Origin of the sequence: Tamlana carrageenivorans (assembly GCF_002893765.1) — a bacterium.
Classification (GTDB): Bacteria; Bacteroidota; Bacteroidia; order Flavobacteriales; family Flavobacteriaceae; genus Pseudotamlana; species Pseudotamlana carrageenivorans.
Genome location: NZ_CP025938.1, coordinates 314227 through 328839 on the forward strand (window position 1 = coordinate 314227; position 14613 = coordinate 328839).

The 14613-nt window shown below is 35.4% G+C and carries 12 protein-coding genes, 1 tRNA gene and 3 pseudogenes; 6 read left to right on the forward strand and 10 right to left on the reverse strand.

Features of this window, described 5'->3' with window-relative positions; all coding sequences use genetic code 11:
• The first annotated feature begins 135 nt into the window (after window positions 1–135).
• Window positions 136–1329: an IS256 family transposase gene (locus tag C1A40_RS01455; RefSeq protein WP_102994202.1), complete on the forward strand. Its 1194-nt coding sequence runs from the start codon at window positions 136–138 to the stop codon at window positions 1327–1329.
• Window positions 1330–1335: 6 nt separating this feature from the next.
• Here C1A40_RS01455 and C1A40_RS01460 read toward each other — a convergent pair whose 3' ends face one another.
• From C1A40_RS01460 to proS, 6 genes are all read right to left on the reverse strand, one after another.
• A complete protein-coding gene (locus C1A40_RS01460; protein WP_102994344.1) occupies window positions 1336–2304 on the reverse strand; it encodes an ISAon1 family transposase in 969 nt (322 codons plus the stop codon).
• A 19-nt stretch (window positions 2305–2323) separates the two neighbouring features.
• Complete coding sequence (locus C1A40_RS01465; RefSeq protein WP_102994345.1) at window positions 2324–2683, reverse strand: ISAon1 family transposase N-terminal region protein; 360 nt, start codon at window positions 2681–2683, stop codon at window positions 2324–2326.
• A 164-nt stretch (window positions 2684–2847) separates the two neighbouring features.
• Window positions 2848–3228 carry a hypothetical protein gene (locus tag C1A40_RS01470; protein WP_102994346.1) on the reverse strand — a complete coding sequence of 127 codons (381 nt, stop codon included), beginning with the start codon at window positions 3226–3228 and terminating at the stop codon, window positions 2848–2850.
• Between the two features lie 189 nt (window positions 3229–3417).
• Window positions 3418–3669 carry a 30S ribosomal protein S20 gene (gene rpsT, locus C1A40_RS01475; protein ID WP_067148634.1) on the reverse strand — a complete coding sequence of 84 codons (252 nt, stop codon included), beginning with the start codon at window positions 3667–3669 and terminating at the stop codon, window positions 3418–3420.
• Window positions 3670–3691: 22 nt separating this feature from the next.
• Window positions 3692–3763 (reverse strand) — tRNA-Glu (locus tag C1A40_RS01480).
• Between the two features lie 202 nt (window positions 3764–3965).
• Entirely contained in the window at window positions 3966–5444 is a 1479-nt protein-coding gene (gene proS, locus C1A40_RS01485; RefSeq protein WP_102994347.1) for a proline--tRNA ligase, read from the reverse strand.
• A 98-nt stretch (window positions 5445–5542) separates the two neighbouring features.
• Between proS and C1A40_RS18050 the strand changes: the two genes are divergently transcribed.
• From C1A40_RS18050 to yidD, 5 genes are all read left to right on the forward strand, one after another.
• Window positions 5543–6619, forward strand: a complete 1077-nt coding sequence (locus C1A40_RS18050) for a hypothetical protein (RefSeq protein WP_158651237.1) — start codon at window positions 5543–5545, stop codon at window positions 6617–6619.
• An 86-nt stretch (window positions 6620–6705) separates the two neighbouring features.
• On the forward strand, window positions 6706–8253 hold the full coding sequence (locus C1A40_RS01495) for an OmpP1/FadL family transporter (protein WP_102994349.1): 1548 nt from the start codon (window positions 6706–6708) through the stop codon (window positions 8251–8253).
• 297 nt (window positions 8254–8550) lie between these two features.
• Entirely contained in the window at window positions 8551–9228 is a 678-nt protein-coding gene (gene folE / locus C1A40_RS01500) for a GTP cyclohydrolase I FolE (RefSeq protein ID WP_068603024.1), read from the forward strand.
• 37 nt (window positions 9229–9265) lie between these two features.
• On the forward strand, window positions 9266–10747 hold the full coding sequence (cysS, locus tag C1A40_RS01505; protein WP_102994350.1) for a cysteine--tRNA ligase: 1482 nt from the start codon (window positions 9266–9268) through the stop codon (window positions 10745–10747).
• A gap of 50 nt (window positions 10748–10797) precedes the next feature.
• Window positions 10798–11022: a membrane protein insertion efficiency factor YidD gene (gene yidD, locus C1A40_RS01510; RefSeq protein WP_067148653.1), complete on the forward strand. Its 225-nt coding sequence runs from the start codon at window positions 10798–10800 to the stop codon at window positions 11020–11022.
• A gap of 128 nt (window positions 11023–11150) precedes the next feature.
• Here the strand turns inward: yidD and C1A40_RS01515 are convergent.
• The 4 genes and pseudogenes from C1A40_RS01515 to C1A40_RS01530 all read right to left on the reverse strand — a co-directional run.
• A pseudogene (locus C1A40_RS01515) lies at window positions 11151–11741 on the reverse strand (IS982 family transposase); the annotation flags it as partial.
• 74 nt (window positions 11742–11815) lie between these two features.
• A pseudogene (locus C1A40_RS01520) lies at window positions 11816–12724 on the reverse strand (IS256 family transposase, variant Zn-binding type); the annotation flags it as partial.
• Window positions 12725–12826: 102 nt separating this feature from the next.
• Window positions 12827–13117, reverse strand: a pseudogene (locus C1A40_RS01525) (IS982 family transposase); the annotation flags it as partial.
• A 189-nt stretch (window positions 13118–13306) separates the two neighbouring features.
• Window positions 13307–14506 (reverse strand): IS4 family transposase, encoded by a 1200-nt coding sequence (locus C1A40_RS01530; RefSeq protein WP_102994352.1) that lies wholly within the window; start codon window positions 14504–14506, stop codon window positions 13307–13309.
• Between the last annotated feature and the right edge of the window lie 107 nt (window positions 14507–14613).

The window sequence follows — 14613 nt, forward strand, 5'->3', positions numbered from 1 at the left end:
AGTAGTTAATCTATAGAGGAAGAATTTTACGTTTCTTACGCGGGACTGTAAACTATTTTGTGTTTTTGCTGTTAGTTAGTTTAAAAATGATTTTGAAATTCATAGGCAAAAAATTTACTTTTAAATTTTTATTTTATGAACTCAGACTTAGAAAAACAATTAGACGCCTTGATCGGCAAAATCAGCAACAAGGAGGACTTTGACCAGGTCAAGGAACAGTTGCTTAAACGTGGTATTGAATCACTTTTAAAAGCAGAAATGACTGCCCACTTAGGGTTTCAAAAAGGAGGTTCTGTAATTGAGAACAACCAGCGCAATGGTTTCTCAGAGAAAACTATCAAGACTCATAACGGCGAACAACGCATCAAAATCCCCAGAGATCGTCAAGCGAGCTTTGAGCCTGTTATTGTCCCCAAACATCAATCGATTAGTCAAGAATTAGAAGATTGTATTCAACTGCTTTACGCCAAAGGTATGAGCAATAGCGATATTATTGATTTTATTGAAAGTACCTATGGAGTGCAGTATTCCACATCACAGGTATCCATTATCACCAATCAATTATTGGAAGACATCAAACAATGGCAGAATAGACCTTTAGAAGACGTATATCCCATTGTCTGGATAGATGCTATTCATTATAAAATACGTCAAGAAGGCAAGGTAATATCTAAAGCCTGTATGATAGTTTTAGGGGTGAATACCGAAGGGCAACAAGATATTTTGAGCATGAGTATTGTGGAGACAGAAAAGGCAGCTGCTTGGATGTCCATTTTAGACGATCTGCGCTCTAGAGGCGTAAAAGATATCTTCTTTCTGTGTTCGGATAACCTCTCTGGATTAGATAAAGCTGTAGAAGCTATTTTTCCAGGTAGTATACGTCAAATATGTATCGTACATCAAATTAGAAACTCTTTAAAATATGTGAGCTATAAGGACCGTAAATCAATAATGGTCGATATTAAAGCTATTTATCAAGCCGATAATGAGAAATTCGCTTTAGAGGCTTTCGAAGTCTTTAAACAAAATTGGGAAGATAAATACCTCTCTGCCGTACAGTCTTGGGAAAACAATTGGGATAATTTGACCGCGTTTTTAAACTACCCAAAAGAGATTAGAAAACTTATATATACTACCAATATCATTGAGAGTTTTAATGCCAGTTTAAGAAAATATACACGCAACAAAAAAGTCTTTCCTCATGATGATGCAGCACTGAAATCCATATATTTAGCAGCTCAAAGCATCAGCAAAAAATGGAAGAAAACACGATTTAAATGGGGCCAAATTTACAATCAATTGTATATTTGTTTTCCAAACAGGTTATAATCTATATTATTTTAACCTATGAATTTTGAAATTATTTTTCAAAAACACAAAATTTTGGATAAACTCTCTTACGCCTATGAACTGTGCTCTAAAAGCCTTAATTTTAGCATTGAAAGCTTCTGCTGAAGCGTTGGTACTTCTATTATCAAAATAGTTTAGAATGTTTTGATAGTGAACAGACATGGTTCTGGATATAGTATTAAAGCTTTTAAAGGCTGCTTGTCTAACTTTTTCATCCCATTTAGCTAATCGTGTTAGTGCGGAAGTTTTATCCTGAGTATTGTTAAAAATCCAAGATAAGTTCTGGCATAGTTTGTATGCTTTTTCTATATCAGGATAGTGTTTAAATAGTATCACTGATCTTTTAGCTTGGTTTTCAGTCCACTTGTTGCTTGGCTTATAGAGTAAATATCTTCCTCTTGCCAGTAGTTGTTTTAATGTATCTCCGTTTGGAAGTATTTCAGGTGTGTATTTTAAAGATTTACTTCTAGCGTCTTCTATGGCATCATTTTCAAAATCGATGGCTTCCCACCTGTGTTTTATTCTTATTTCTTGCAAAGCGTCCAATGCTAATTTCTGCACATGAAAACGGTCTATAACTAAGCAGGCATTGGGGAATGATTTTTTAACAATGAGTCCCATGTTTCCTGCCATATCCAGAGTCACTTCTTTAACTTTATTTCTTTGTTTTAAAGGAATTTCATGAAGTATTTTTATCACTGTTTCAGCTTTAGTTCCTTTAACTATAGCTACTATAGAGCCTTTCTTTCCTTTGGCATCTTTATTGGTTAAGATGGTGTAGAGTTCGCCATTGCAAAAAGCGGTTTCGTCAAGCGATAGGTAGCTTCCTAGATTCTCAGGGTACAATAGCCAATCTTTTGCATGGGCTTTTTGATCCCAAGATTTAAAATCACTTAAGTGATCTTTGTACTGGCGTTGCAGTTTCTTGCCGTTAACACCGTAGAAAAATCCAATGGTGTGGCAATCCGTAGCTTTAGTATGGACTAATTTCTTTTAAAAAATCAGCAAACTCGGCGGTCATCCGTGTTCCCTGTGCTACTAAATTCCAATCTCTATGAACCACTTCATTGGTTTGCTTATTCAGCCATCTGCGGCGTTTTATATGAAGGTAAACATTTTTACCTCGTATAGGGAAGTCTTGAACGGTAGCCTCAGAAAAGAAGCCTTTGGAATGAAGTTTAGTTCCATTAAATTCTTCGGGAATCGTGTTTAGTTCTGTAAAATAAAAATGTAGTGCTTCTCCTTTAATTTCGTGCTTGTCCAAATCAAAATACTTCATAAGTATTTCTGGAAGTAATAAATTGGCTATGGCTAATAATGAATCTGATGACATTAAAAATTTTTATTCAAAGATCTTCTTTTTTTAAATACTCCCCAACTTTTGTGCTTGATCCGTCCTATCTTGATAACAAACTAAGATACTGTATAATCATAAAAAAGCCCCTCAACGTTAATCGTTAAGGGGCTTTTAATATTATTATATAACTTAAACCAAAATTAATACGCTAATAAGAGCTCTTTATATGCTCTTAAATCGGCTATATTCGTTTTATTTTTAAGATTTCTAGTTAACGAAATAACATATTTAAGACTTTCTATAGGATCTACAACAGCAGCTTCTTCTTCAGGGGCTGCAACTTCACCATCCTCTGTTAATAACTCATCATCATCTTCTAACATAGGAATTAGAAATGAATCATGCGCTTCAATATGCTCGTAAGTATATCTTAATACTTTAACCACTAAAGGCGCTTCTTCTTCTATAGCGTAAGCTCTTAATTCTTTAATATCATTTATTAAAGTATCCGTATTAATTCCTGTGTTATCTAAATCAACAAGAATTTTATCTATTAATTTTATTGCTTTTGAATTTTCCAAAGAGGTAATATTATGAGTGTTATTAACTTTTATTACTGCAAATTTAGAGTATTAAAATAAAATTCACTCCATTTTGACTGCTTTTTTTACCCCTATTGTAACATTAAAATCAGCTCAATATAGCGAAAAAAAAAGCTTCTCATTTCTGAGAAGCTTTCGTATATATTTTAAAATCTTAAGTCGAAAGAATTATAGAGCTGCAACGTGCTTTGCTAAACCAGATTTAAGGTTAGCAGCTTTGTTAGCATGTATAATGTTTTTCTTTGCTAATTTATCTAGCATAGAAACTACAGAAGGATATAAAGTCTCAGCCTCATTCTTATCACTTAACTCACGTAATTTTTTGATAGCATTACGAGTTGTCTTATGATGATACTTGTTAGTTAAGCGCTTAGCTTCGTTACTTCTTATTCTTTTTAATGCTGACTTATGATTTGCCATTTTCTTTTTCTTTAAAATATTGTAGCCCGTAGGGGAATCGAACCCCTCTTACCAGGATGAAAACCTGGCGTCCTAGCCGATAGACGAACGGGCCATTTGTTTTTTTGAGTGCGCAAAGATAAAACTAATTTACAAATCTGCAACTAAAATTTTATTTTTTTTACTCCTCAATAATTTTTCAAATAACTGTCACAATGTTTCCATTGCGGGTGCAAATGTACAACTAATTTTCACTTTCGCAAGTGCTAAATAACTTTTTTTTAAAAAAAAATTTCAAGCACTTGCTTTAGTATTGATTAATAAGCTTTTGCAAATAACACGCGACGTGCCGAAGGTTTACCGGAATAAACACAAACTCCAGTTTCTTCCTTAGCATCTAAAGGAACACACCTAATTGTTGCCTTAGTTAATTCTTTTATTTTATCCTCTGTTTCGGTAGTTCCATCCCAATGTGCCGAAATAAAACCTGTTTTCGTTTCTAAAACAGTTTTAAAGTCTTCGAATGTATCAACCTCCGTGATATGACTATTTCTAAAATCTAAAGCTTTATTAAATAAAGCATCTTGAATCTCTTTTAATAAGCTTTCTATTTTTTCAGCTAAAACATTCAGATTAACAACCTCCTTAGTTAAAGTATCACGACGGGCAATCTCAACAGTGCCATTGGCTAAATCTTTTGGTCCAATAGCAATTCTAATAGGTACGCCTTGCAACTCATGTTGAGCAAATTTTGCTCCCGGTCTATGCGTATCTCTGTTGTCATACTTAACCGTAATATTTTTAGCTCTTAAGTCGGTTAAAATACTGTTAGCGACTTCTGTGATATTGTTTAAATCTTCCTCACTCTTATATATGGGAACAATAACCACTTGGTTTGGCGCTAAACTTGGTGGTAACACTAACCCGTTATCATCACTATGTGTCATGATCAAGGCCCCCATTAATCGAGTTGAAACACCCCATGATGTGGCCCACACATAATCTTGCTTCCCTTCTTTATTGGCAAACTTCACATCGAAGGCCTTTGCGAAATTCTGTCCTAAGAAATGTGACGTTCCTGCCTGCAACGCTTTTCCATCTTGCATTAATGCTTCAATACAATAGGTTTCATCAGCCCCGGCAAAACGCTCACTTTCCGTTTTCAAACCTTGAATTACTGGAATGGCCATAAATTTCTCGGCAAAAGTGGCGTATACATTATTCATTAGAGCCGCTTCATCTAAAGCTTCCTTTTTAGTTTCGTGAGCCGTATGTCCTTCTTGCCATAAAAACTCTGCGGTACGTAAAAATAAACGGGTTCGCATTTCCCAACGCACCACGTTAGCCCATTGGTTAATTAATAAAGGTAAATCTCTATACGATTGTACCCAACCCCTAAAGGTATTCCATATTATGGCTTCACTTGTAGGCCTAACAACAAGCTCCTCTTCTAGCCTAGCTTCTGGGTCTACGCGTAATTTACCTGGCTTATCTGGGTCATTTTGTAATCTATAATGGGTTACAACAGCACATTCCTTAGCAAAACCTTCAGCGTTTTTTTCTTCTGCTTCAAATAAGCTCTTAGGGACAAACAACGGAAAATAAGCATTTTGATGTCCTGTTTCCTTAAACATTTTATCCAATTCTGCTTGCATTTTTTCCCATATTGCATAACCGTAAGGTTTGATAACCATACATCCTCTAACTGCAGAGTTCTCTGCTAAGTCAGCCTTGACAACCAATTCGTTATACCATTTCGAATAATCTTCTGCTCTACTAGTAAGTTTTTTACCCATAAGTTTTTTTTGGCACAAATGTTGTACCTAAGTTAAATATAAAAATAGTTCAGCAAAACTAACTATTTTTGTAATGTCCAACAATAAAATTTAGAGATATGCAATTTATTAAATACTTAAAAAGAAAAGCACCGTTAGCAAGCCTATTTGGGTTAGCCATTGTATTGGCTTCTTGCGGTTCTTACGAATATGTTGGCGCAAGCAATGATGGTATTTACGGTGGCACTGTTGCTCAATCGCAACAACGAACTAATGAAGTCCCAAATGATAATAATTATTATGAGAATTACTTCAAAACAAAATCTATAGAAGCTGAAAATTTTAATGAAGACCCTACTATTTTCACAGATATTGATGCTTACGAAAATTCCGCTTACGTAGAAAACGACTCCTTAGTTGATAATTATCAAGGTTATGCAGGCTGGGGACAAAACAACAGCAGTGTTACAGTAAACTACATCGATAACGGCTGGAATAACTGGGGTACCGGTTGGGGCTTTGGTTTTTACTCTGGATGGGGTTATGGTTATGGAGGCTGGGGTTATCCTGGTTATGGTTGGGGTTATCCTGGCTACGGATGGGGCTATCCTGGTTATGGCTGGGGATACCCAGGATACGGATGGGGTTATCCTGGTTACGGATGGGGCTACCCTAGATACAGAAACAACAGGTATTACTCCTACAGCGCTACACGTAGAGGCAGTTATGGAAGAAATTATTACTCTGGAACCAATGCTTCAAGAAGAAGTTCTTACACAAGAAATAACATCAATGCTTCTAACTCCACAAGACGCAGTTCGGCAGGAACTACTTCAAAATACAACTCAACACGAAGAAGTAGTACTGCAAATGGAAATTCACAAACAACGACCAGAAGGAGTTATAATACCAATAGAACACCTTCTCAAACAGGTGTAACAAGACGATCTTCAACAACAACACGAACACCTTCAAACAATTCGACCAGAAGGTCTTCGAATGCTACAACTAGAAGAAGTTCAAGTTCGGTTTACAAACAACCTTCAAAATCTAATTCTACGAACTATAATAACAGCTCTACTTCAAGAAGCACTAATTATAATTCGAATTCGAGTTCACGAAGTAGTGGAAGCTCCATGAGATCTTCCGGTGGTTCAAGTAGAAGCTCTTCATCTGGGGGAGGAAGAAGACGATAACATAAAATAACAATACAAATTAACCAAATAAACCGGGTTCGAATCGGTTTATTTGGTTAATTCATGTTCTTAAATCAATAACATATATGAAAAAGTTTAGTTTACTACTCTTAAGCGCTTTCACATTTACAAGTATTTATGCTCAAGATATTACTGATGCTTTAAGATATTCGCAAAATGAAACCCGGGGAACTGCGCGCTTTAGAGCCTTAAGCGGTGCTTTTGGCGCCCTTGGTGGTGATATGAGTGCTGTAAGTTTAAATCCTGCTGGTTCTGCTATTTTTAGCCACAGTAACATTACGTTTACAGGATCTAACACCAATGTAAAAAATGAAACTGATTATTTTAATGAATACACAAATACTAACGACTCTCATTTTGGCATCGACCAAGGAGGAGCCGCTTTAATATTTGTTAATAGAAACAGTTATTCGAAATGGAAAAAATTCGCCTTGTCTTTTAATTACGAAAAAACCAGCAATTTTAATAATTTTTGGAATGCCAGAGGACTGAATACCAATGACGATGGAGATTTTAGCAATTCCATAGCACGCTTTTTTTATGATTATGCTGAGGGACAACGCTTAGCCGATATTTCGGCCTTACCAGGTGAATCTATAGATCGAGCATACAGAGAAATAGGAAATCAATTTGGGTATGGCAACCAACAAGCATTCTTAGCATATGAATCTTACATTCTAGACCCTGAATTTGATGATGATGAGAATACCACCTATTTTTCAAATGTAGAGCCAGGAAATTTCAACCACGACTACACCTACTTAGCTACAGGATATAATGGCAAAATGTCCTTTAACTTTGCCACGCAGTTTGAAGACAAACTATCCTTAGGGCTAAACCTAAACTCGCATTTCATTAATTATGAACGCACTACTGCTTTACTAGAGGACAACAATAACACAGGATCTGTGGTAAACCACATTAATTTTCGAAACAGTTTACTTACTAGAGGTGCCGGCTTCTCATTTCAGTTAGGAGGTATTTATAATATTACTCCAGATCTTAGAATGGGGCTGGTTTACGATTCACCCACTTGGTACTCCATAGACGAAGAAACAACACAATACATTAGTACCAAAAGAGATGTTTCTGGTGTACCGACTACACAAATTGTAGACCCTAGAATTATTAACGTTTTACCAAGATACCAGCTTCAAACACCGTCAAAAATAACCGCTAGTTTAGCCTATATTATTGCGAAACGCGGACTCATAAGCTTTGATTATTCCAATCAAAATTTAGCCAACACAGCATTTGGCCCGTCCTACGACACATATCTTATGGATCAAAATGTAGTTATCCAAAATGCTTTAACCGATGTATCTACCTACCGTGTAGGCGCAGAATTTAGAGTCATAAACCTACTCAGCTTACGTGGCGGATACCGCTATGAAGATAGCCCCTATAAAGACGGAGTAACGGTAAGTGATTTAACCGGCTATTCTTTTGGTATTGGTTTAAATTTTGGAAACACAAAATTAGATTTCACTTATGATCAGGCTGAAAGATCATATCAAAATAACCTTTACAATCTTAACGGAGGTGGATCTCCTTTCGCTTCCATTGACAGAAAAAACCAAAATTTTACAATATCTCTCGGATTCAGCATATAATATCATAAAAAAACATAATACCATAGACCATTTGAAACTATATCGTGCTTTCAAATGGTCTTTTACGTTAATCATAATCCATACTAAAAACATCTTGTAATGAATAGGATGTTAGTTAGACTAAAGCAAAAAATTAATATTTTAACAACACCAAGTATAACAAAACGGAATTGCTTATCTTTGCAAACTAATTTTTGAAATACAAATCACACCTCATTCTACCATAAGATGCTTATAAACAAAGCAATAACAAAGAATGGTTTTTGTGATTGTTGAAAAAAAAACAGATATTAACAGATGAAATTCGATAGTAATTTAGACGATTTTGACGCCTTAGGAGAAGAACACATTGGTACTTCAGAAGATACGCCAATGCGAAATGATGCTTTTAAACTGTCTAACGAAGAAAAAATAGACATTATTAAGGATGACGTGCGTCATATTATGGAAACCTTAGGTTTAGATTTAACCGACGACAGCTTAAAAGGGACTCCAAACCGTGTAGCAAAAATGTTTGTTAAAGAAATTTTTGGAGGCCTAGACCCTTCTAAAAAACCCAGTGCTTCTACTTTCGACAACAAATACAAATATGGCGAAATGTTAGTTGAAAAGAACATAACTGTTTACTCAACTTGCGAGCATCACTTACTTCCTATAGTAGGTAGAGCCCATATCGCTTATATATCTAACGGAACTGTGGTTGGTTTATCTAAGATGAATCGTGTGGTAGATTACTTTGCTAAGCGTCCACAGGTACAGGAGCGTTTAACCATTCAAATCGTTAGAGAACTTCAAAGAGTATTAGGTACCAAAGATGTAGCTTGCGTGATTGACGCCAAACACCTCTGTGTAAATTCTAGAGGTATTCGCGACATTGAAAGTAGCACCGTAACTTCAGAATTTGGAGGAAAATTTAAAGATATGGGTACCCGTCGTGAATTTTTAGACTATATAAAATTAGACACTACCTTTTAAATTCAGTCATCAAAAACAACTTGTTATCTAAATACGCATGCAGCTATACCAATCGCAATCTCTAAAGATTTACAATTCATTATCCGGAAAAAAAGAAACATTTAAACCAATTAATGAAGGCCATATCGGCATGTATGTTTGTGGTCCTACGGTTTATAGTAATGTACACTTAGGTAATGTGAGAACATTTATGTCTTTTGACATGATTTTTCGCTATTTGAAGCATTTGGGTTACAAAGTGCGCTATGTTAGAAACATTACCGATGCCGGACATTTAGAAAATGATGCTGACGCTGGTGAAGATAAAATCACAAAAAAAGCGCGTTTAGAACAAATTGAACCTATGGAAGTCGTACAACGATACACCGTAGATTTTCATAATATTTTAAATACGTTTAACTTTTTACCGCCTAGTATAGAGCCTACCGCTACGGGCCATATTATCGAACAAATTGAGCTCATAAAAAACATTATTGACAACGGATTTGCTTATGTGGTAAACGGCTCGGTGTACTTTGATGTCCATAAGTTTAATGAAACTAATGAGTACGGTAAGCTGAGTAAACGTAAACTTGACGATTTAATTCACAACACACGAACCTTAGACGGACAATGCGATAAAAAGAATCCTCAAGATTTTGCGCTTTGGAAAAAAGCCGAACCGCAGCACATTATGCGTTGGCCTTCACCTTGGAGTGATGGATTTCCTGGGTGGCACTTAGAGTGTACCGCTATGAGCACCAAATACTTAGGAGAACAATTTGACATTCACGGTGGTGGAATGGATTTAAAATTCCCACACCACGAATGCGAAATAGCTCAAAATGAAGCAGCTATAGGTAAATCGCCTGTAAATTACTGGATGCATGCCAATATGCTAGAGTTAAACGGGCAGCGTATGTCTAAATCTACTGGAAATACCGTGAATCCGCACGAATTACTTTCAGGAGATAATACGTTTTTCAGTAAAGCTTATGCACCAAGCGTGATTCGTTTCTTTATTGCACAATCATCTTACCGAAGTGTATTAGACTTAACAGATGACGGATTATTAGCCAGTGAAAAAGGCTTTAACAGATTGATGGAAGCCATGAATTTGCTAGGTAGCATACAAGCTTCAAAAGCATCATCATTAGACATTGAATCATGGAAACAAAAATGTTATGATGCGATGAACGATGATTTTAATTCGCCTATTTTAATCGCTCATTTATTTGAAGCCGCGAAATATATCAATCAGCTTAAAGAAGGTAGTGAAACCCTCACTTCTGAAGATTTAAACATTTTAAAAGACACTTTAAACACCTTTGTTTTTGATGTCCTTGGTTTGGAAAACAACGCTAGCAACAATTCTGGAACCGATAAACTTTCTGGAGCTGTCGATGTTTTAATTAAACTCAGACAAGAAGCTAGAGCAAATAAAGATTTTGCTTTATCAGATAAAATTCGTGATGAACTGGCTGAAGTAGGTATTCAGCTCAAAGACGGCAAAGACGGCACGACTTTTTCAATTCAATAAAAAGATACCATCTATCTATATAGAAAACACTTTATTAAAAGTAAATAAGCATGCTTAAAAAAATACTGATAGCGCCTTTTTTACTTTTAATAAAAGTGTATCAAACACTTATTTCCCCTTTAACCCCTGCGACTTGCAGGTTCCACCCTACATGCTCTCAATATGCCAAGGAAGCTTTAACCAAACATGGTTTTTTTAAAGGCGGCTGGTTGGCTATAAAGCGAATTTTTAGTTGTCATCCTTGGGGTGGTTCAGGGTATGATCCGGTTCCTTAATTTGCGCTTTTACTTGTTGATTTGGTCAACCGTGTAATTGTGGAGTCATCAACTAAAGTTAAGTTTCGTGACTAATCTTATTCAGGCCACTTTTTGTTCTAGAAATTTATTTCAACCCGTTGTGCATTTTAAATAATGCTAATTTTAATATTATTAATGTTTCTCCCAAAAATAAACTTATTGATATACTGAATAGTTGTTAAAGCAGTTATCTTAGCTACGATTCTTGTTTTAAAACCTTCAAAAGTTTTAGCATAATTGCGTCTTATCATAAATTGGTCACAAAGTTGTGAAAATAATGTTTCTATCCTTTTCCTCTTTTTTCTAAATACATAAGGCTGTACTTTGTAATTTTTTTGATTGCTTCTCATAGGTGTATTTAGCGTTATATTACAGGTTTCAAACAAGTTAAGCTGTATTTCTGTTGATAAATAGCCTTTATCACCAATTAATGTACAATCGCTTATTTGCATCTTAATATCTTTAAGATAATTAATATCGTGTACAGATGCTGGACTCAAATCGATACTTTGAAAGACACCATTTACAGAACAAACAGCGTGCAGTTTATAACCGTAATAATTAGAACTTTGAGCTGTACAATAACCTTTATCTGGAAATGCATAAGTGTTTTCTTTACAAATCTTTGAACGAGAACTGCGTGATAATTTACAAACTTCTAAAGGCATACTATCTACTACAAAATAATCTTCAAATTCGGCCTAATAGACAAAATGGTTGGTCTTTTAACTCTTTAATTTTCATGTGGACAAAATGGTTGGTCTTTTAACACCTATTCTTTTACGTCTATTTTTGCTTTTAAAAACTCATTAATAAATTTGATTTTTCTTTGTTTGGTTAATCCGTTATGATTTCTGAGTTTGTTTTTTAAATCAGAAAAATGCCCATCAATCATATTGGTTGTATTAGGAATATTTAAATCGTAATTATCATACCATGTAAATAACCATGTCATATTCGTATTAAGACTTCTATACGCACTCCTAAGTCGTTTATGGGTAAAATGACTCTTGCCTGTTTCATTATTAATAGTTCGCTCATTTAAAAAGCTTTCCCACTTAATAAACCACATATTTAATCCTCCTTCGAAAGATTCTTTATCTGTATTTTTGAGCATAGCTACATGCGTTTTTAATTCAATTGAAGCAAGCATTTTCGGGTTCTTAGTTATATATCTTCTTATTGCAGCAACTTGATGAAATTGACAGAGCTGGACAGGTATTCCTTTAAACGTACCAACCAAGCCTTTTCTACCATCACATACAATAGCAACAATCTCAAAACCTTTAGATTTTAGCTCATTAATCCCCTTTATATACAAAGCGTTAGTTTCTGATTTGACGTAATACCAAAGAAGATTCTCCTTGCTGTAAGCATCCTTAAAGAGCATTAATCCAAAGCTTCTCCTCCAATATGTTGTATCCATTAAGACAATAACTTTCTTAGGTGTTATCTCTACGTCCTTTACTTGATGAAGATCTAGTTTACGTTGTATAGTTCGCTTTGAACATCCATATTTCTGAGAAAGCTGTAAATAGGTCTGCTTTCCTCTGGTATATTCATCCCAAAGAGAGTCTACTTGAATTTCTTTTCCTCCAGTAAAAACACTTTTACAATTCAAACATTTATAACGCTGTTTTTCTAATCTAACACCATATTTATGGGTTAGTAAGCTATTACAAAATTTACATTTTTTTTATTCAAAGCCTTTGATTTGCTTCAAAGCTAATAAACATAAGCTCTTCGAAAGGATTTACCAACCATTTTGTCCATTACATCTCAAATCATTAAAATGGGAAGCTAAGCTTAACCTGATACTGTTGAGCTTATTAACTAGTTTTCGTCTTCTTCTATTGTAGACACTTCTCTCTATTTTTGATAATAGGGAATCTGGAAGTTTTCTAAAAAGGTCATTTTCACTATCTATTCCCATAAATTCGGCAGTAAGACTCAAGCTGATAAGTTCTAAATCACTAAGCTTTGGTTGTCGTCTTTGATAACTTAAAAGTTGTTCTTTCGATATTTTTCTTAATACTTCCAATATTCTTTCGTAATTTGCACTCAAGTTGTTCATTATTAATGATTTGTGGTTAAATCAATTTGCTGATTTTCAGTAAGATGAACAACTTTTTTCTTTTAAATCATAATGCACAACGGGTTATTTCAATTTATTGTTGTCCGATAAAAAACAGAATTAGCTAAAAAAGCTTTGGTGTTGGCCTTTTTTATTGATCGCACTCTTTATTTTGAAAACAGAACCTCCTTATTGGTCAAAAAGGCTTAATTGCCCAATGTTTTTGGTTGTAATCTCTTCCCAATTAGCTTCTGGGTTTTTCAGGAATTTGAACAAATCGATATATGTCATCAAATGGTATCGTATGACGGACATCATATTGGAATAAGCCCAGTTTCTTTGGGCTTTTCTTTGGATCACAAGCATAATGAGCTGGATTATCAAACTGACCCAGATTTGTATTTCGATGGCATTTTGATTGTCTCCCAAAAAATACTTTAGCGGAAAGTTCTGTTTAAGCCGCTTGAACATCGTCTCAATCTGCCACCTATTTTTATAGATGTCGGCTATTTTGTCTGCATCAAGATCATAATTATTAGTGATGAACTCATAAACTTTTTGGTGCTTTTCGTGCCAAAAAGCGATTCTCCTCAGGGAAAAAGCGTTGCCGTTTTTGTCCGTAAGCCCTATTTTTTCGTCCTTTAGGACAGCATCGTCCACTTTATTGGAGATATCAAACTCTTCAAGGCTTGTATAGCGAGCATTGTCCTTTTGCCGAGTCACAAAGTAAACATCTTCCAGTGTCCATTTTTGGTATTGCTCATAATCCACATACCCTTTGTCAAAAACCACATAAGAGCCCTTCTTGAGTTCCAGGTCTTTTAAAAAGGTGTGGTCGTGCGTGGCCGCGCTTGAAAACTTAATCAGACAAGGAACGTCTTCCATGGCGTTTATCATAGTATGCATCTTGATACCTCCTTTCTTTTTGCCGTTGAGCGGGTTCCTTCCTACACCTTTAAGAATGTCGCTAAATAGGGGGATGGTCGAGGAATCAACGATTTTAAGGTTCTTCACTGCAGGTTCTAAGGGTCTGCTGTCCGATAAAAAGCGATGGTAACGTTTGTAGAGTAAATGATAAATATCGGCAAATACTTCAGAGCTTCTTCTCCTGTTAGCATCTGACAAGGCACTGCGTTTTGGAAAGTCCGTGAGTCCTAGATGGTTGATCTTTCCCTCGCAGGCAAGCATAATACTGGAAACCTCACGAAGTGAGCTACAGCCACTGATCACGGTAAATACCATAGTGGCCAAATGCTCATAGGTGGTAAACTTTTTGGTATAGCGATCGCTGTTGTGCTTTTTGGCTGTCCGATGAACATCTTTGGGCAAAATGAAATTTAATACCTGTTTGATTATGGGTTGTCCGCTAAAGTTTTTACTTTTATTCATATCTTGGATGTGTGATAACTTCAAGATACAAAATAAGCGGGAAATCCTATCTTGGAAATCCCGCTTTTTAAATCTTTTATCGGACACTAATGATTTCAATTATCAAA

Coding starts and splice junctions, on each gene's coding strand:
- C1A40_RS01530 (WP_102994352.1), bottom strand. CDS start 14,506: ATGAATAAAAGTAAAAACTTTAGCGGACAACCCATAATCAAACAGGTA.
- yidD (WP_067148653.1), top strand. CDS start 10,798: ATGCTTAAAAAAATACTGATAGCGCCTTTTTTACTTTTAATAAAAGTG.
- C1A40_RS18050 (WP_158651237.1), top strand. CDS start 5,543: ATGCAATTTATTAAATACTTAAAAAGAAAAGCACCGTTAGCAAGCCTA.
- proS (WP_102994347.1), bottom strand. CDS start 5,444: ATGGGTAAAAAACTTACTAGTAGAGCAGAAGATTATTCGAAATGGTAT.
- cysS (WP_102994350.1), top strand. CDS start 9,266: ATGCAGCTATACCAATCGCAATCTCTAAAGATTTACAATTCATTATCC.
- rpsT (WP_067148634.1), bottom strand. CDS start 3,669: ATGGCAAATCATAAGTCAGCATTAAAAAGAATAAGAAGTAACGAAGCT.
- C1A40_RS01455 (WP_102994202.1), top strand. CDS start 136: ATGAACTCAGACTTAGAAAAACAATTAGACGCCTTGATCGGCAAAATC.
- folE (WP_068603024.1), top strand. CDS start 8,551: ATGAAATTCGATAGTAATTTAGACGATTTTGACGCCTTAGGAGAAGAA.
- C1A40_RS01465 (WP_102994345.1), bottom strand. CDS start 2,683: ATGTCATCAGATTCATTATTAGCCATAGCCAATTTATTACTTCCAGAA.
- C1A40_RS01495 (WP_102994349.1), top strand. CDS start 6,706: ATGAAAAAGTTTAGTTTACTACTCTTAAGCGCTTTCACATTTACAAGT.